This is a genomic window from Xanthomonas floridensis, assembly GCF_001642575.1.
Taxonomy (GTDB): Bacteria; Pseudomonadota; Gammaproteobacteria; order Xanthomonadales; family Xanthomonadaceae; genus Xanthomonas; species Xanthomonas floridensis.
The window spans coordinates 54376-72101 of the sequence record NZ_LXNG01000056.1 but is presented as its reverse complement, the minus strand read 5'-3'; the positions used below and the strand labels follow the sequence as shown (position 1 = coordinate 72101).

Sequence of the window (17726 nt, the reverse complement as noted above, 5' to 3'; positions counted from 1 at the left end):
CATGCGTCGGTCGGACACTCAGGTCCTGAGTGCGCCGTCCACAGCCATCTGACCACTGCTCGCAACATTTCTTCAGCCGTTCTTCGAGCAGCACGCAGGGAGGCTGCACGACCGGCAGACGGACGCTGGCGGGATCAGGTTCAGCGCATTTGCAGCGTGACCAAGCCACCCGAGCCTTGGTCAGGCGGGCACGACCGCTGCATCACACTGCGTGTCTGTAGAGATATGGCGGTGACTGCACGCCGCCCATTCCAGGCAACTCCGGACTGCGGCGGCCTGACCGGATGTTCCGGCAGCACGCCCGCAGGAGTGACCTCGGCCCTGGCCTGCTCAAGGTCCCGGCCGACTCGGCGCGCGCCACTGGCGCAGCGCAGGCAGGTCAGGCAACGGCCAGCGAACGTCCGCCGCGCAGCACGCTGGATTGGCCCTTGGCGTCGTACGACGGCCCACTCTCGGTGCGGCCCAGGTGACGCAACGCCCAGTTCACTTCACGGCGGCGGCGGGCCAGCAGCGCGCCATTGGCACGGTTGGCTTCGGCCAGCTCGCGCAGGCGCTCTTCCTGGCCTTCGGGCATTGCCGCTTCCAGGCCGCGCAGCGCAGACAGCTTGTCCTGCGTGTGCCGCATCAACCCATCGATGTCGTTCTCGAGTAATGCCTGGCGTTCGCCGGCCAGCGCATCGCTGAGACGTTGCAGGAACTCGTTCACGCTCATCCTTTAAGTCGGGATCAACCCGCCAGTTGCTGATTCAGATCCATCATGCGGCTGGCGATGGCATCCGGATTGATGGTGTAGCTGCCGTTCTGCAACGCCTCTTTCACGGCCTGGACGCGACCGGTGTCGATCGCCGAGGACTGCGAAAGCTCGCGCTGCAGGTTCTGCAGGTTGGTCGCCTCGCCGGTCAGCTTGACGCTGTCGGTGGGCGGAGTAGCGGCAACCGGGGACGCGCGATCTTCGCCGGCCGAGGCGATCTTGCTGCTGGTGGCCGCGGTACGAAGGGTGGCAGCGGTCGGTAGATTGCCTTCAATTTTCTGGGTCATGTCAGGAACTCCTCTACAGGTCGTAGGGGATAACGGCACCCAGAAAAAAAACTTTATAGAAATTTTTTACCTGGAGACCACAACGGTTCCGCTCGCTTCAACAATCCCCTGCACTACCCGCCGCGACGAGGAATTTTCCACCGAAACCCGCTCGTTTTCCCCGGCATCGGAAAGTGCGCGACCGCTCATGCGCACCTCTAGACCGCCGTTGCGTGAGACCAGCGGGACGGTGTCGCCGCGCCGGACCAGCCGCTGCGTCACCAGATCGTTGGCCGAGAGCAGCGAGCCGGCCGACAGGACGCGGCGGGCGGACTTGCCCACTGCAGCCACCGGGTCGGCCAGCACCGCACCGACGATGCGGGCTGCGTCACGCTTCTCGATACTGATATCGGCCAGCGAGATGGTTTCTCCAGCGCTGATGCCGCGGCGCAGCACCAGCACGTCCTGGTTGCGGCGCACCTTCAACGGCACGAACAGGCGCCAGCCGGCCGGCTGCGGACAGGCCACTTCGACGGTGTTGGTGCCGGTAGGCTGGGCCTGCAACGCGATCGGACAGGCCGGCATGCGCAGCCCCGGATCCAGCGTGGCCTCGGCCTCGGCATCCGGGCCGACAGTAGCCAGCGCCGCAGCGCGGATGGAATCGACAGACTGATAGCTCTGGGCCCAGGCCGGAGCGGCAGCCAACAAGATGACAAGCAGGAGCAGGCGCATGGGACCAGATCCAGAGGAAGACGGAACTGACAGTGCAAGAGGTGTGCCTGTTTTCGAATCGGGAATCGGGAATCGGGAATCGGGAATGGGGAATGGGGAATCGGCCGGGGGGCTGAGCCTTGGTCGACCTTCAGTTGCTGATGTGCGATTTGCCTGGTGAACACCGTAAGTACGCCAGAGCACGGCCCTTCGCCTCGGGCTTGCTGCGCAAAGCCCTCCGCTTTTGCGATTCCCCATTCCCCATTCCCCATTCCCGACAGCGCCCCCGATCAACCACAAAGCCCTCAAGTTTCCAGGCGGCGCTGTCGATATCTGCCCCATGACCCACGATCTGCTCAACCGCATCGACCAGCGCACTCGACTGGCTGGCCACAATCGACTGGCCCTGCTGCTGTTCCGGCTGGGCGGACGCCAGCTTTTTGGCGTCAACGTCTTTAAGGTGCAGGAAGTGCTGCGCCGTCCGGAACTGTTCCAGGTACCCGGCCTGCCGAGCGAGTTCGCCGGTGTGGCCGATGTGCGTGGGCGCTCGGTGCCGGTGCTGGACCTGGGCCTGGCCATCGGCCACCCGGAGCGCGATTCGCACTCGGAGAACGGGCCTGGCTACCTGGTGGTGGCCGAGTTCAACCGCTCGGTTCAGGGATTTCTGGTCAGCGGCGTGGAACGCATCGTCAATATTGCGGTGGAAGATATCCATCCGCCGCCGGAACTTGGCGCCGAAGCCACTTATTTGACGGCGGTAACGCGCTTCCAGGGCGAGCTGATCCAGGTGATCGACGTGGAAAGCGTGCTGGCCGACATCGCCAAGGTCAGCAAGGACGTGCAGCTGGATCCCTCGCTGCAGCTGGTGGCCTACGACCGGCAGTTCCAGGTCCTGGTGGTGGACGATTCGCGGGTGGCACGCCAGCAGATCCGCAGCGTGCTCGATCAGCTGGGCGTCTCGGCCACCCTGCTTTCAGACGGCCGCCAGGCGCTGGATCACCTGCTGCAGGTGGCCGCATCCGGTGAAAACCCGGCCGACCGCTATGCCATGGTGATCTCCGATATCGAAATGCCGGCAATGGACGGCTACACGTTGACGACGGAAATCCGGCGCACCCCGGGCCTGCAGGGCCTGTATGTGCTGCTGCACACCTCCCTGTCCGGCGTGTTCAACAACGCTATGGTCGAACAGGTGGGCGCCAATGCCTTCGTGGCGAAGTACAGCGCCCACGAGCTGGCCGACTACGTGCTGGCGCGCCTGAAAGTGGTTGCTGAAGCGGCCTGAGCAAGGCCAGGCGTCTGCCGGGTCGGATACGATGGCAGCCACGAGGTGCTGCCTAGGTCCGTAAAAGCACTGCGGCGCAGAAAGTTAAGACAAGCGCGTCCACGCGATTCCAAGTCACACTTGCTGACGCCAGACTGCGCCTCGGGACTGCCGAACTTTCCGGCCTATCGCGTTTGATTGAGCCAGTTCCGCGACGGATACCCTGGCCATCGCGTTTCCGGACGGCCAGCTGCCGTGCGTCGGCAGCGCCGATCATTCTCCGCGTTCCGTAGCCCGTACCACCTCGATTGGCACAAACATTGCTTCCTCCCTGGCAACACTTCGCGGGAGAGCACCGTGTCCAGTCCCTTCTCTTCGTTTCTCGGCGTCCATGGCGACGCGTTGACGCTGCGCGAGCAGCGCATGAAGCTCATTGCCAGCAACCTGAGCAATGTGGACACCCCCGGGTACAAGGCCAAGGATCTCAACTTCGAAGCGGCGCTGAAATCGGCCCAGGGCGTGCAGGACGGCGGCCTGATGCAGGCCACCGACGCCAAGCATTACGAAGTGGGTGGCAGCGCCGGGCTCAACCCGTTCCAGATCACCCGCGAATCCGACCAGCCCAGCCTGGACGGCAATACCGTCGATCCGGATGCAGAACGCGCCGCCTACGGCCGCGCCGCGCTGGAATACCGCGCGTCACTGAGCTTCCTCGAATCCAAGGTGCGCTCGATGCTCACCGCGATCACGGGCCAATAAATCATGAGCAACCTTCCCATTTTCGATGTAGCCGGCTCGGCGCTGCACGCGCAGTCGGTGCGCCTGAGCACCATCGCCTCCAACCTGGCCAATGCCGATTCGGTGGCCGGTTCTGCCGAGGCCACCTACAAGCCGATCGAGCCGATCTTCCAGGCCCAGCAGAGCCGCCAGGACCCCAGCCTGACCTCGGTGAACGTCAAGGAGATCACCACCACCAACGCGCCGCCGATCCGTCGCTACGAGCCCGGCCATCCGCTGGCCGATGCCGACGGCTACGTGTTCTCGCCCGACGTGGACCCGGTCTCGCAGATGGTCAACATGATTTCCGCCTCGCGCAATTACCAGGCCGGCGTGGAAATGCTCAATACCGCCAAGGAACTGGCGCTCGCGACTCTCACGATGGGTCGCTGACCCTTCCCAGCTGACACACCTACGGAATACTCCAGATGAGCACGATCGGCAGCGATCTCTACAAAAGCCTCGGCCTGACCAGCAGCAGCACCGTCGCCAAGAAGGAAGAAGCGCTCGGCCAGGCCGACTTCCTCAAGTTGATGACCGAGCAGCTGCAGCACCAGGACCCGCTCAAACCAATGGAAAACAGCGCATTCCTGGGCCAGCTGGCGCAGTTCTCCACCGTGCAGGGCATTGGCGACCTCAATACCAAGGTCGGCAACTTCTCCGATTCGATGAACGCCGACCAGGTGCTCAAGGGCGCCGCGCTGGTCGGACACAACGTGCTGGTGCCGTCGGCGCAGGTGGCCATCGATGCCACCGGTTCGGCCAAGGGCGTGGTCGCCGCGACCTCGGCGGGCATCGTCAATTTCGAAATCACCGACGCCAACGGCACCTTCGTCAAGCAGCTGAGCGTGCCCGCCAACGCCGCCGGTGAGGTGTCGTTTGCCTGGGATGGCACCGATGCCAACGGCAACCGCATGGCCGCCGGCAAATACGGCATCACCGCAACCCAGACCGACACCGCCGGTGCCAAGAGCAAATTGTCCACCTACGTCGATGCGCCGGTGGACAGCGTCACGATCGGCTCGGACGGCCTGTATCTCAACCTGACGGGGCTCGGCACCTCCCCGCTCGCCAACGTGCTCCGCGTCAGCTGAGCCGGCAACCGACACTTAAAGGAACTCATCCATGGCTTTCAATACATCGTTGTCCGGCATCAACGCAGCCAATGCCGATCTGAACGTCACCTCCAACAACATCGCCAACGTCAACACGACCGGGTTCAAGGAATCGCGCGCCGAGTTTGCCGACATGTTCCAGAGCACCAGCTACGGCCTGTCGCGCAATGCGGTGGGTTCGGGCGTGCGGGTCAGCAACGTGGCGCAGCAGTTCTCGCAGGGCAATATCGACCCGACCGGGCGCAGCCTGGACCTGGCGGTCTCCGGCGAGGGCTTTTTCACCGTCTCGTCCAACGGCGCCAAGATGTACACCCGCGCCGGCAACTTCCAGACCGATGCCAACGGCTATGTGATCAACCCGCAAGGCGCACGCTTGCAGGTGTTTGCGCCCAATCCCAGCGGCAATGGCTTCGATGTAGGCCGCCTGTCGGACCTGCAGCTGCTGACCACCGACAGCCCGCCCAAGTCCACCTCCACGGTCAACCTGGCCTTCACCCTGCCCGGCAACGCCACCGCGCCGACGGTAACCCCGTTCAACCCGGCCGACGACAAGACCTACAGCCACTCCACCGGCGGCATCAACGTCTATGACTCGCTGGGCGTCAGCCATGTGCAGACCTCCTACTTCGTCAAGACCGCCAACCCGAACGAATGGCAGGTGCACAACTACGTGGACGGCGCCGCGGTCGGTGCCCCGACCACGCTGCAGTTCTCCGACACCGGCTCGCTGACCACCCCGGCCAACGGCATCATCGCGATGGACCCGTTCACCCCGAGCACCGGCGCCGGCGTGCTGAACATGCAGCTCAACGTCAGCGGCTCCACCCAGTATGGCGAAGCCTTCGCCCTGCGCGACACCCGCCAGGACGGCTACGCCAGCGGCAAGCTCAACGAGATCAGCATCGACACCAGCGGCGTGGTGTTCGCACGCTACTCCAACGGCGCCGACAAACCACTGGGCCAGGTTGCGCTGAGCAGCTTCGTCAACCCGCAGGGCCTGCAGTCGCAGGGCAACAACATGTGGGCCGAAAGCTACACCTCCGGCGCCGCCCGCACCGGCGCCCCGGACACCTCGGACCTTGGCCAGATCGAATCCGGCTCGCTGGAAGCCTCCACGGTGGACCTGACCGAGCAGTTGGTGAACATGATCGTGGCCCAGCGTAACTTCCAGGCCAATTCGCAGATGATCTCGACCCAGGACCAGGTCACCCAGACGATCATCAATATCCGTTAACGGCTGGGAATCGGGAGTGGGGAATAGGGAATCGTAAGAGCCGGCGTCGCGCGCCACCGATGCCGGCCTTGCCCCTCATTCTTCCAGCCCCCCGCAATCCCGCCTTTGCGATTCCCGATTCCCGATTCTCCATTCCCGATTCCCGATTCCCGGTGCCCCATGGACAAAGCCCTCTACGTAGCGATGACCGGTGCCCGTGCCTCCCTGCAGGCGCAGAGCACCGTGTCGCACAACCTTGCCAACGTCGATACGGTGGGGTTCAAGGCCGCGTTGGCCAATACCGAGGCCTTCAAGATCCAGGGCAAGGGGTATCCGTCGCGGATCGATGCGCTGCACGTGGACCAGGGCTTCGATCGCAGCCAGGGCCATCAGAAAGTGACTGGCAATCCGCTGGACGTGTCGCTGCAGCAGGACCGCTGGCTGGCGGTGCAGTCGCCCGACGGCAGCGAGGCCTATACCCGCAACGGCGAGTTGGCGCTGACCGCCAATGGCCAGCTGGTCACCGCCAACGGGCATGCGGTGCTGGATGAAGGCGGCAACCCGATGACCATCCCGCCGCACCAGGCGATGGAAATCGGCAGCGATGGCAGCATTTCGATCATTCCGCAGGGCGAAGGCCCGCAGACCATGGCCATCGTCGGCAAGATGAAGGTGGTCGATGCCCCCGCCGACCGGTTGACGCGGCGCCCCGACGGGCTGATGCGCAACACCAGCACCGACCCGGCGCAGGCGTTTGCGGTGGCCACCGGCAAGACCATCAACAGCGGCATGCTGGAGGGCAGCAACGTGGACGCCGCCGGCGCGCTGGTGGAGATGATCCAGCTGCAGCGTCAGTTCGAAATGCAGGTCAAGATCATCAAGAACGGCGACGACAACGCGCAATCGGCCAATTCGCTGCTGCGGGTCAGCGGTTAAGCGTCACTGGCGCCCATTGACGCACCGCCGGTTGGCTTGCCGCGCTGCCGAGCACCTGGATGGCGACCGCCCAAGTTCGCTGCAGAGCAGCTGGTGTGTGACTGGGCTGCAAGGTCCGTGCCGGCCCACCGTCGCGGGACACGCCGCAAGTACGTCTGTGTAGGCTCTTACGCGGCATCCATGCCGCGTAAGGTCCCGCGACGGTGGGCCAACAAGAACCTGTCGAGATGGTCGGTGTGCATGGTTTTCAATAAAACAGCCAGCCGACTGTCTGGTGCGGTGTCCTCACCGATTGCGGGACCGTGTGGCGGCATGGATGCCGCCACCCAGCCTACATGGACGTACATGCGGCGTGTCCCACGAGCGGTGAGGACACCACACCCTCGACCAACCAGCCTGTTGCCAGCGTCGCAATGCCAGCTGGCAACTCCCAAGAACCCTTCCGCACGCAGCGCCAAGGGTTTACACGTGGTCGAACACATCGCTGACCGGCGACCGATCTACCGCGCCTGATCTGCCGCGCAGGTTTCCACCGCTTCCGCTTAGCCGCTGCCTACCCGCCGCCAGCCCTGCTCCGCGAAGGCCGCCGCGCCCGCTCCGCGTGATCCACCGCACAGCCGGCAGAAATCCGACGCGACTTTGGCACGGCACGTGCATCTACCCACCCGTACCCGGAACACATCCCCGGGTCTAACGAGGAATCGGGTCATGAATCAGGCTTTGTGGGTCGCCAAAACCGGACTGGATGCGCAGCAGACGCGCATGTCGGTCATTTCCAACAACCTGGCCAATACCAATACCACCGGCTTCAAGCGCGACCGTGCCGCGTTCGAAGACCTGCTGTATCAACAGGTGCGCGCGCCCGGCGGTTCCACCTCCGCGCAGACGCAGCTGCCCACCGGCCTGCAGTTGGGCACCGGCGTGCGCGTGGTGTCCACGTTCAAGGGCTTCGACCAGGGGAGCCAGCAGCAGACCGGCCGCGCGCTCGACGTGATGGTCAACGGCCGCGGCTTCTTCGAAGTGCAGATGCCCGACGGCACCTCTGCCTACACCCGCGATGGCACCTTCCAGATCAATGCGCAGGGCGAACTGGTCACCAACAGCGGTTACCCGCTGCAGCCGGGCATCCAGGTGCCGGAAGGCGCGCAATCGCTGACCATCGGCAACGACGGCACCATCAGCGTGACCCTGGCCGGCCAGGCCGCGGCGCAGGAAATCGGCGCACTCACCTTGACCGACTTCATCAACCCCTCGGGCCTGCAGGCCAAGGGCGAGAACCTGTTCGTCGAAACCACCGCTTCCGGTCCTGCGCAGAACGGCACGCCTGGCCTCAACGGCCTGGGCAACACCGTGCAGGGCGCGCTGGAAGGCAGCAACGTCAATACCGTGGAAGAGCTGGTGAGCATGATCGAAACCCAGCGCGCCTACGAAATGAACGCCAAGGCCATTTCCACCACCGACTCGATGCTCGGCTACTTGAACAACAACGTCTGATCGGCTCGCCGCTCACCGCCCTCTCAGGAACTTACGCCATGTCCCGCCTGCCTTCCCTCTCCTCTCTGTGCTTGGCCGTCGCCTGCAGCGCGCTGCTGGGTGGCTGCGTGGCCGCCGGTGATGTGCGGCCGTTTGCCGAGCTGGCGCCGATCGTGCCGGTGGTGGCACCGACCGCGCAGCCCACCGCCGGTGCGATCTACGCCGCCGGTCCGAGCCTGAACCTCTACGGCGATCGTCGTGCGCGCGATGTTGGCGATCTGCTGACGGTCAACCTGGTGGAAAGCACCACCGCCTCGTCCACCGCCAACACCAGCATCAGCAAGGCCGACACCGTGGACATGAGCACGCCCACGCTGTTGGGCGTGCCGCTCACCGTCAACGGCACCGACGTGCTGCGCAACTCCACCAGCGGCGACCGCAGCTTTGCCGGCAAGGGCAACACCGCGCAGAGCAACCGCATGCAGGGCAGCGTGACCGTCACCGTGATGCAGCGCCTGCCCAACGGCAACCTGGTGATCCAGGGCCAGAAGAACCTGCGCCTGACCCAGGGCGACGAGCTGGTGCAGGTGCAAGGCATCGTGCGCGCCGCCGACATCGGCCCGGACAACACCGTGCCCTCCAGCAAGGTGGCCGACGCCCGCATCGCCTACGGCGGCCGCGGCGCGATCGCGCAGTCCAACGCAATGGGCTGGCTGAGCCGCTTCTTCAATTCCCGTCTGTCGCCTTACTGAGCCTGCGACCATGAACCTGTCTTCCCTGCCCTTCCGTCTGCTCGCCGCTGCCGTTGCGCTGTGCGCGATCGCCGCGCCGGCCTGCGCCGAACGCATCAAGGATCTTGCCCAGGTCGGCGGCGTGCGCGGCAACGCGCTGGTCGGCTACGGCCTGGTGGTTGGCCTGGATGGCAGCGGCGACCGTACCAGCCAGGCGCCCTTCACCGTGCAGAGCCTGAAGAACCTGCTCGGCGAGCTGGGCGTCAATGTTCCGGCGAACGTCAACCCGCAGCTGAAAAACGTCGCGGCCGTGGCCATCCATGCCGAATTGCCGCCGTTCGCCAAGCCCGGCCAACCGATCGACATCACCGTGTCCTCGATCGCCAATGCGGTCTCGCTGCGCGGCGGCTCGCTGCTGATGGCGCCGCTGAAAGGCGCCGACGGCCAGGTCTATGCAATGGCCCAGGGCAACCTGGTGGTCGGTGGCTTCGGTGCGCAGGGCAAGGATGGGTCGCGCGTGTCGGTCAACGTGCCCAGCGTCGGTCGCATTCCCAATGGCGCCACGGTCGAACGCGCGCTGCCGGACGTGTTCGCCGGCAGCGGCGAAATCACCCTCAACCTGCACCAGAACGACTTCACCACCGTCTCGCGCATGGTTGCGGCGATCGACAACAGCTTCGGCGCCGGCACTGCGCGTGCGGTCGATGGCGTGACCGTGGCGGTGCGCTCGCCGACCGACCCGGGCGCGCGCATCGGCCTGCTGTCACGGCTGGAAAACGTCGAGCTTTCGCCCGGCGACGCACCGGCCAAGGTGGTGGTCAATGCACGTACCGGCACCGTGGTCATCGGCCAGCTGGTGCGGGTGATGCCGGCCGCCATCGCGCATGGCTCGCTCACCGTGACCATCAGCGAGAACACCAATGTCAGCCAGCCGGGCGCCTTCAGCGGCGGCCGCACTGCAGTGACCCAGCAGTCGACCATCACGGCCACCTCCGAAGGCAGCCGCATGTTCAAGTTCGAAGGCGGCACCACGCTCGACCAGATCGTTCGCGCGGTCAACGAGGTCGGCGCGGCTCCCGGCGACCTGGTCGCCATTCTGGAAGCCCTGAAGCAGGCTGGCGCGCTGACGGCGGAGCTAGAGGTGATCTGACATGCGTATCGCAGCCTCGCCCATTGATCTCAACCCGAGCACCAAGGCCGATCCGGCAAAGATCGACAAGGTCTCCCGTCAGCTCGAAGGCCAGTTCGCGCAGATGCTGGTCAAGAGCATGCGCGATGCGAGTTCCGGCGACCCGATGTTTCCGGGCGAAAACCAGATGTTCCGCGAGATGTACGACCAGCAGATGGCCAAGGCGTTGACCGAGGGCAAGGGCCTGGGCCTGTCGGCGATGATCTCCAAGCAGCTGAGCGGCGACACCGGTGGCCCGGCGTTGAATACCTCGCTGAACACCGCCGAGGCCGCCAAGGCGTACGCGCTGGTTGCCGGCAAGCGCGACGCCTCGTTGCCGCTGCCCGCCCGCGATAGCGCAGCAACCGGCATCACGGCAGGCAGCGTTGCAAAGGCCGCCCTGGGCGCAGGCAACCTGAGCGGGATCGGCATGAGCCAGGTGCTGGACCTGATCGCCGGGCGTACCGGCAGCAGCGAGGCTGGCAGCGACGATGCCGCCGCACTGAGCTGGCCGTCGGCTAATGACCGCTGGAGCGATGTGGCGGCCAGCGATGCCGCCGACGCCAACGCCGCAGTCACGGCGAGCGCCGCCAGCAGCGCCGCCGCCAGCCTGGGCGAACGCACCCCGGAAGGCTTTGTCGCCAAGATCTGGACGCATGCCCAGAAGGCCGCGCGCGAACTGGGCGTGGACCCGCGCGCGCTGGTGGCGCAGGCCGCGCTGGAGACCGGCTGGGGACGGCGCGGCATCGGCAATGGCGGCGATTCCAACAACCTGTTCGGCATCAAGGCCACCGGCTGGAACGGCGCCAAGGTCACCACCGGCACCCACGAATACGTCAACGGCGTCAAAACCACCGAAACCGCCGATTTCCGTGCCTATGGCTCGGCCGAGGAAAGCTTTGCCGACTACGTGCGCCTGCTGAAGAACAACAGCCGCTACCAGGGCGCGCTGCAGGCCGGCACCGATATCCGCGGTTTTGCACGCGGCTTGCAACAGGCTGGTTACGCCACCGATCCAGGCTACGCAGCCAAGATCGCGGCGATCGCCAACGGTCCGACCATCGACCGCGCGGTGGCCGCCATCGGCAACGCGGCGGCCGATCTGTCCAACCGCTATGCCAGTACCACCGAGCCGGCCGGGCTCGGCACCATCCGCCGCTGAGGTAAACGTCCATGTCCATCATGTCCACCGGGACCAGCGCGCTGATCGCCTTCCAACGGGCGTTGTCGACCGTTAGCCATAACGTCGCCAACATCAATACCGAAGGTTACAGCCGCCAACGCGTGGAATTTGCAACGCGCACGCCCACCGACATGGGCTACGCGTTCGTGGGCAATGGCGCCAAGATCACCGATGTGGGCCGGGTGGCGGACCAGCTGGCCATCTCGCGCCTGCTCGACAGCGGCGGCGAACTCTCGCGGCTGCAGCAGCTGTCCTCGCTGTCCAACCGCGTGGACGCGCTCTACTCCAACACTGCCACCAACGTGGCCGGGCTGTGGTCGAACTTCTTCGACTCCACCAGCGCGGTGTCGTCCAATGCGTCCTCCACCGCCGAGCGGCAGAGCATGCTCGACAGCGGCAATTCGCTGGCCACGCGCTTCAAGCAGCTCAACGGGCAGATGGACAGCCTGAGCAATGAGGTCAACAGTGGATTGACGTCCTCGGTGGACGAAGTCAACCGTTTGACGCAGCAGATCGCCAAGATCAACGGCACCATCGGCAACAGCGCGGCCAACGCGTCGCCGGACATGCTCGATCAGCGCGACGCGCTGGTGAGCAAACTGGTGGGCTATACCGGCGGCACCGCGGTGATGCAGGACGGCGGTTTCATGAATGTCTTCACCGCCGGTGGCCAGGCGCTGGTGGTGGGGACCACCTCGTCCAAGCTCACCACCGTCGCCGACCCCTACCAGCCGACCAAGCTGCAGGTGGCGATGCAGACCCAGGGGCAGAATGTCAGCCTCAGCGCCAACTCGCTGGGCGGGCAGATCGGCGGCCTGCTGGAATTCCGCAGCAGCGTGCTGGAGCCGACCCAGGCCGAACTGGGCCGCCTGGCCGTGGGCATGGCCAGCACCTTCAATGCCGGCCATGCACAGGGTATGGACCTGTACGGCGCGATGGGCGGCAACTTCTTCAACATCGGTTCGCCGACCACCGCCGCCAATCCGGGCAACACCGGCACTGCGTCGCTGACCGCCAGCTTCAGCAATCTGTCGGCAGTGGACGGGCAGAACGTCACGCTCAGCTTCGACGGCACCGCGTGGAAGGCCACCAGCGCCAGCACCGGCGCCGCCGTGCCGATGACCGGCACCGGCACCGCTGCCAACCCGCTGGTACTCAATGGCGTGAGCATGGTGGTGGGCGGCACGCCTGCCAGCGGCGACAAATTCCTGCTGCAGCCCACCTCTGGACTGGCCGGTACCTTGTCGGTGGCCATCACCGACCCCTCGCGCATTGCCGCGGCAACGCCGGTCAAGGCCACCGCCACCGTCGCCAACCTGGGCTCGGGCAAGATCAGCGACGTCAAGGTCACCAATGCGCAGAACCCGGCGCTGCTGACCCCGTCGTCGGTGGAGTTCATCGACGCCAATCAATACACCATCGATGGCGCCGGTCCGTTCGCTTATACCGCCGGACAGACCATCAGCGCCAACGGCTGGAGCTTCGCGCTGGATGGCGCACCCAAGGCCGGCGACACCTTCGGCGTCGGCCCGATGGGCGCCGGCTCCAGCGACAACGGCAATGCCAAGCTGCTGGCCAAGATCGACGATGCCAAAGCGCTCAGCGGCGGCACCGTCACGCTCAACGGCGCGCTGTCGGGCCTGACCACCTCGGTGGGCTCGGCCGCGCGCGCGGCCGATTACGCGGCCGACGCGCAGAAGGTCATCAACGACCAGGCGCAGGCCAGCCGCGATTCGATTTCCGGCGTCAACCTCGATGAGGAAGCCGCCAACATGCTCAAGCTGCAGCAGGCCTATCAGGCCGCCGCACAGATGATCTCCACCGCCGACACCATCTTCCAAGCCATCCTGGGTGCCGTACGCTGATGACCGACCGTATCTCCACCAGCATGATGTACAGCCAGTCGGTCGCCTCGATGGGGGCCAAGCAGGCGCGGCTGAACCAGCTCGAATCGCAGCTCTCCAGCGGCCAGCGCCTGGTCACCGCCAAGGACGATCCGGTTGCCGCAGGCACCGCGGTGGGCCTGGACCGCGCGCTCGCCGCGATCACCCGCTTCGGCGAGAACGCCAACAACGTGCAGAACCGCCTGGGCCTGCAGGAAAATGCACTCTCGCAAGCCGGCGACAAAATGGCGCGCGTCACCGAATTGGCGGTGCAGGCCAACAATTCCTCGCTCAGCCCGGACGACCGCAAGGCGATCGCCTCGGAACTGACCGCCCTGCGCGACAGCATGGTGAGCCTGGCCAACAGCACCGACGGCACCGGGCGCTATCTGTTCGGCGGCACCGCCGATGGCAGCGCACCGTTTATCAAGAGCAACGGCGGCGTGGTCTACAACGGCGACCAGACCCAGAAGCAGGTCGAAGTGGCGCCAGACACCTTTGTCAGCGACACCCTGCCCGGCAGCGAAATCTTCATGCGCATCCGCACCGGCGACGGCACCGTGGATGCGCACCCTTCCAATGCCAATACCGGCACCGGGCTACTGCTGGATTTCAGCCGCGATGCCAGTACCGGCAGCTGGAACGGGGGCAGCTACAGCGTGCAGTTCACTGCCGCCGACACCTATGAGGTGCGCGACAGCACCAATGCAGTGGTCAGCACCGGCACCTACAAGGATGGCGACGACATCACCGCGGCCGGCGTGCGCATGCGCATCAGCGGCGCACCGGCGGTAGGCGACAGCTTCCAGATCGGCGCATCCACCACCAAGGACGTGTTCTCCACCATCGACGATCTGGTCGGCGCGCTCAATTCCGACACCCTGACCCAGCCGCAGAAGGCGGCGATGATCAACACCTTGCAGTCGTCGATGCGCGACATCGCGCAGGCCTCGTCGAAGATGATCGATGCGCGTGCTTCCGGCGGCGCGCAGTTGTCGGCCATCGACAACGCCAACTCCTTGCTCGACTCCAACGAAGTCACGCTCAAGACCACCCTGTCGTCGATCCGCGATCTGGACTACGCCTCGGCGATCGGGCAGTACGAACTCGAAAAGGCCTCGCTGCAGGCCGCTCAAACGATCTTCCAGCAGATGCAGTCGTCGACATTGTTCAACATGATCCGCTGATTTTCCGCAGCCAACCTGCGTTTTGCTTCGCTCCTGCACGGCAATCCTTGCGCAGGCAGACGGAGTTTATTGCTTGAGTTTTATACCGACGCTAAAGATCTACGGGGTGCTGCCGAATAAACCAAACCCCTTGATACACAACGCTTACGCTTTTCGTCCCGCGGCAGAAAAACAGTAAAAAAATACTGAATTTCGCTAAAGGTTCCTGACGCAACGCCGTTATTCATCTCAGCAGCGGCAACGGCCAACTTGATGGCCCCCCTGCGGAGGCTCCGGGCAAGTCCCCCTTGCCGGAAAAATCGCTTAGGAGAAATCAAAATGGCACAGGTAATCAACACCAACGTAATGTCGCTGAACGCTCAGCGTAACCTCAACACCAGCAGCGCCAGCATGTCGACGAGCATCCAGCGTCTGTCGTCTGGTCTGCGCATCAACAGCGCCAAGGACGACGCCGCCGGTCTGGCAATCTCCGAGCGTTTCACCACGCAGATCCGCGGCCTGGACGTTGCCTCGCGCAACGCCAACGACGGTATCTCGCTGGCCCAGACCGCTGAAGGCGCGATGGTCGAAATCGGCAGCAACCTGCAGCGTATCCGCGAGCTGTCGGTGCAGTCGTCCAACGCCACCAACTCGTCCACCGACCGTGACGCGCTGAACTCGGAAGTCAAGCAGCTCACCGCCGAAATCGACCGCGTTGCCAACCAGACCAACTTCAACGGCACCAAGCTATTGAACGGCGACTTCTCCGGCGCGCTGTTCCAGGTCGGCGCCGACGCCGGCCAGACCATCGGCATCAACAGCATCGTCGACGCCAATGTCGATTCGCTGGGCAAAGCCAACTTCGCTGCCGCCGTCTCCGGCGCCGGCGTGACCGGCACCGCCACCGCCTCGGGTTCGGTCAGCGGCATCAGCCTGTCGTTCAAGGACGCCAGCGGTTCGGCCAAGAGCGTCACCATCGCAGACGTCAAGGTCGCTTCCGGCGACACTGCGGCTGACGTGAACAAGAAGGTGGCTGCAGCGATCAACGACAAGCTGGACCAGACCGGCATGTACGCCTCGATCAAGACCGACGGTACGGTGCAGATCGAATCGCTGAAGGCTGGCCAGGACTTCACCTCGCTGACCGCCGGCACTTCCAGCGCCACCGGCATCACCGTCGGCGCCGGCATCACCACCGCCTCGGCCGCTTCCGGCTCCACCGCTTCGACCCTGAGCAGCCTGGACATCTCCACGTTCTCTGGCTCGCAGAAGGCCCTGGAAATCGTCGACAAGGCGCTGACCGCGGTCAACTCCTCGCGCGCCGACATGGGTGCGGTGCAGAACCGCTTCACCTCCACCATCGCCAACCTGAGCGCAACCTCGGAAAACCTGTCGGCCTCGCGTAGCCGTATCCGCGACACCGACTACGCCAAGGAAACCGCCGAACTGACCCGCACGCAGATCCTGCAGCAGGCCGGTACCGCGATGCTGGCCCAGGCCAAGTCGGTTCCGCAGAACGTGCTGAGCCTGCTGCAGTAATCCGCAGCGAAGCCTGGCAGATCAAGAGCCCCTCTCCGGAGGGGCTTTTTTGTTGCCAAGGCATTGGCGTCATGCTCCTGACGCCATCCGGGCACGGAAATTGCTTCAACCCAGCACGTGAGCGAGACATGTCGCTGCCGCTAAAGTCCACCCGGATGCGGCCGATACCCGTCTCGTAATCCCATGCGTCCGCACCCGGACGCTCATGCGAGGAATGCAACATGGCGACGTCTGGCATCAGCACCGGCTCAGGACTGGATATCCCTACCCTGGTGTCCACCTTGGTTTCGCGACGCAAGGATCCTGCTGCGGCGGTGATCAACAAGGCGGGCACGGCGGCCACCACCAAGTTGTCGGCCATCAGCCAGGTCAAGAGCAGCATGACCACGCTGAAGACCGCACTGGATAAAGTGACCGGCAGTGCCGACACGCCAGCGTTCAAGGCCACTGTGCAGACCGACGCGGGCTTCACTGCCAGCGCCACCAGTACCGCGGCCCCCGGCAACTACTCGGTGGAAGTGGTAAAGCTGGCCACCGCGCAGAAGCTGTCCTCCGGCGCCTACGTTGCCGATGCGACCGTTGGCAGCGGCACCCTGACCCTGGCTTACGGCGACAAGAGCATCACCGTCGATGTCAGCGGCACCGACAAGCTGACCGACATCGCCGCGGCCATCAACAAGGCGGCCGGCGGCAAGGGCGTGACCGCCAGCGTGGTGACCGCCAACGACGGCCAGCACCTGGTCTTCAATGCGATCGACACCGGCACCAAGGGGGCGCTGACGGTCAGCGCCAGCGACCCGAGCCTGAATGCCCTGGCCTTCGGCAATGGCGCTACCGGCGGCATGACCGAAGCGGTGGCCGCGGCCGATGCGCTGGTGCGGGTGGACGGGTTCGAACGTACCTCCAGCTCCAACACCATCACCGACCTGGTGCCCGGTGCCGTGCTCAACCTGACCAAGGCAGCTGAAGGCACCAAGTTCAGCCTGAGCATCGCGCCCGACAGCAGCAGCCTCAAGGGCAATCTGACGGCGTTTGCTGCCGCCTACAACACTGCCAATACCCTGCTGACCAAGAGCAGCAGCTACGATGCCGCCACCAAGACCGCCTCGGCACTGACCGGCGATTCGCTGGTGCGCGGCCTGCAGACGCAGTTGCGCAGCCAGGTGGCGGGCAATTTGAACGAGCTCAAGGCGCTGGGCCTGACCTTGGACAAGGACGGCGTGATGAGTTTCGATGGCAGCAAGTTCGATGCCGCCATCAACGCCGACCCGGATGCCGCTGCCAGCGTGCTGGGCAAGGACAGCAAGTTCGGTGCCGGCATGGCCAAGCTGCTGGACGCCAACCTCAACGTCAACAACGGCGCGCTTACTCTCCGCTCGGACACGCTCAACAAGGAGATCAAGGGCTACGAGAACGAGCTGGACGATCTCGACACCCGCATGGAAAAGCTGTCGGACATGTACACCAAGCAGTTCACTGCGATGGAGAAGATGATCACCCAGCTCCAGGGCAGCACCAGCTCGCTCAGTAGCTTGTTGAACAGCTGATTT

At 64.8% G+C, this 17726-nt stretch carries 17 protein-coding genes and 1 other RNA gene; 15 read left to right on the top strand and 3 right to left on the bottom strand.

Going from position 1 to position 17726, the window contains the following annotated elements; translation table 11 throughout:
• Position 1 precedes the first annotated feature (1 nt).
• Positions 2-78: non-coding RNA, sX9 sRNA (locus A7D17_RS20580), on the top strand.
• A 301-nt stretch (positions 79-379) separates the two neighbouring features.
• Here the strand turns inward: A7D17_RS20580 and A7D17_RS20575 are convergent.
• The 3 genes from A7D17_RS20575 to flgA all read right to left on the bottom strand — a co-directional run bounded on the left by A7D17_RS20575 (position 380) and on the right by flgA (position 1749).
• Positions 380-712: a flagella protein gene (locus A7D17_RS20575; RefSeq protein WP_029219828.1), complete on the bottom strand. Its 333-nt coding sequence runs from the start codon at positions 710-712 to the stop codon at positions 380-382.
• Positions 713-726: 14 nt separating this feature from the next.
• On the bottom strand, positions 727-1038 hold the full coding sequence (gene flgM / locus A7D17_RS20570) for a flagellar biosynthesis anti-sigma factor FlgM (protein ID WP_064510812.1): 312 nt from the start codon (positions 1036-1038) through the stop codon (positions 727-729).
• Positions 1039-1104: 66 nt separating this feature from the next.
• A complete protein-coding gene (flgA, locus tag A7D17_RS20565) occupies positions 1105-1749 on the bottom strand; it encodes a flagellar basal body P-ring formation chaperone FlgA (RefSeq protein WP_064510811.1) in 645 nt (214 codons plus the stop codon).
• A gap of 319 nt (positions 1750-2068) precedes the next feature.
• Here flgA and A7D17_RS20560 point away from each other — a divergent pair, with 319 nt between their 5' ends.
• The 14 genes from A7D17_RS20560 to fliD all read left to right on the top strand — a co-directional run bounded on the left by A7D17_RS20560 (position 2069) and on the right by fliD (position 17723).
• Entirely contained in the window at positions 2069-3013 is a 945-nt protein-coding gene (locus A7D17_RS20560; RefSeq protein WP_064510810.1) for a chemotaxis protein, read from the top strand.
• 336 nt (positions 3014-3349) lie between these two features.
• Complete coding sequence (gene flgB, locus A7D17_RS20555; protein WP_046964057.1) at positions 3350-3751, top strand: flagellar basal body rod protein FlgB; 402 nt, start codon at positions 3350-3352, stop codon at positions 3749-3751.
• Positions 3752-3754: 3 nt separating this feature from the next.
• Positions 3755-4162, top strand: a complete 408-nt coding sequence (gene flgC, locus A7D17_RS20550) for a flagellar basal body rod protein FlgC (RefSeq protein ID WP_005914451.1) — start codon at positions 3755-3757, stop codon at positions 4160-4162.
• A gap of 35 nt (positions 4163-4197) precedes the next feature.
• Positions 4198-4863 (top strand): flagellar hook assembly protein FlgD, encoded by a 666-nt coding sequence (locus A7D17_RS20545; RefSeq protein WP_064510809.1) that lies wholly within the window; start codon positions 4198-4200, stop codon positions 4861-4863.
• A 31-nt stretch (positions 4864-4894) separates the two neighbouring features.
• Positions 4895-6118, top strand: coding sequence for a flagellar hook protein FlgE (gene flgE, locus A7D17_RS20540; protein ID WP_064510808.1), 1224 nt, complete (start codon positions 4895-4897; stop codon positions 6116-6118).
• Positions 6119-6277: 159 nt separating this feature from the next.
• Positions 6278-7033: a flagellar basal-body rod protein FlgF gene (flgF, locus tag A7D17_RS20535; RefSeq protein WP_019300290.1), complete on the top strand. Its 756-nt coding sequence runs from the start codon at positions 6278-6280 to the stop codon at positions 7031-7033.
• Between the two features lie 708 nt (positions 7034-7741).
• Positions 7742-8527, top strand: coding sequence for a flagellar basal-body rod protein FlgG (gene flgG / locus A7D17_RS20530; protein WP_042822359.1), 786 nt, complete (start codon positions 7742-7744; stop codon positions 8525-8527).
• A 38-nt stretch (positions 8528-8565) separates the two neighbouring features.
• On the top strand, positions 8566-9258 hold the full coding sequence (flgH, locus tag A7D17_RS20525) for a flagellar basal body L-ring protein FlgH (protein WP_064510807.1): 693 nt from the start codon (positions 8566-8568) through the stop codon (positions 9256-9258).
• Between the two features lie 10 nt (positions 9259-9268).
• On the top strand, positions 9269-10387 hold the full coding sequence (locus A7D17_RS20520; protein ID WP_064510806.1) for a flagellar basal body P-ring protein FlgI: 1119 nt from the start codon (positions 9269-9271) through the stop codon (positions 10385-10387).
• Between the two features lies 1 nt (position 10388).
• Entirely contained in the window at positions 10389-11567 is a 1179-nt protein-coding gene (gene flgJ / locus A7D17_RS20515; protein WP_064510805.1) for a flagellar assembly peptidoglycan hydrolase FlgJ, read from the top strand.
• An 11-nt stretch (positions 11568-11578) separates the two neighbouring features.
• Positions 11579-13453, top strand: a complete 1875-nt coding sequence (gene flgK / locus A7D17_RS20510; RefSeq protein ID WP_064510804.1) for a flagellar hook-associated protein FlgK — start codon at positions 11579-11581, stop codon at positions 13451-13453.
• A complete protein-coding gene (gene flgL, locus A7D17_RS20505) occupies positions 13453-14658 on the top strand; it encodes a flagellar hook-associated protein FlgL (protein ID WP_064510803.1) in 1206 nt (401 codons plus the stop codon). Before flgK ends, flgL begins: the two co-directional genes overlap by 1 nt.
• Positions 14659-14976: 318 nt before the next feature.
• Complete coding sequence (locus tag A7D17_RS20500; protein WP_064510802.1) at positions 14977-16176, top strand: flagellin; 1200 nt, start codon at positions 14977-14979, stop codon at positions 16174-16176.
• Positions 16177-16397: 221 nt separating this feature from the next.
• A complete protein-coding gene (gene fliD / locus A7D17_RS20495) occupies positions 16398-17723 on the top strand; it encodes a flagellar filament capping protein FliD (RefSeq protein ID WP_064510801.1) in 1326 nt (441 codons plus the stop codon).
• The last annotated feature ends 3 nt before the right edge of the window (positions 17724-17726 follow it).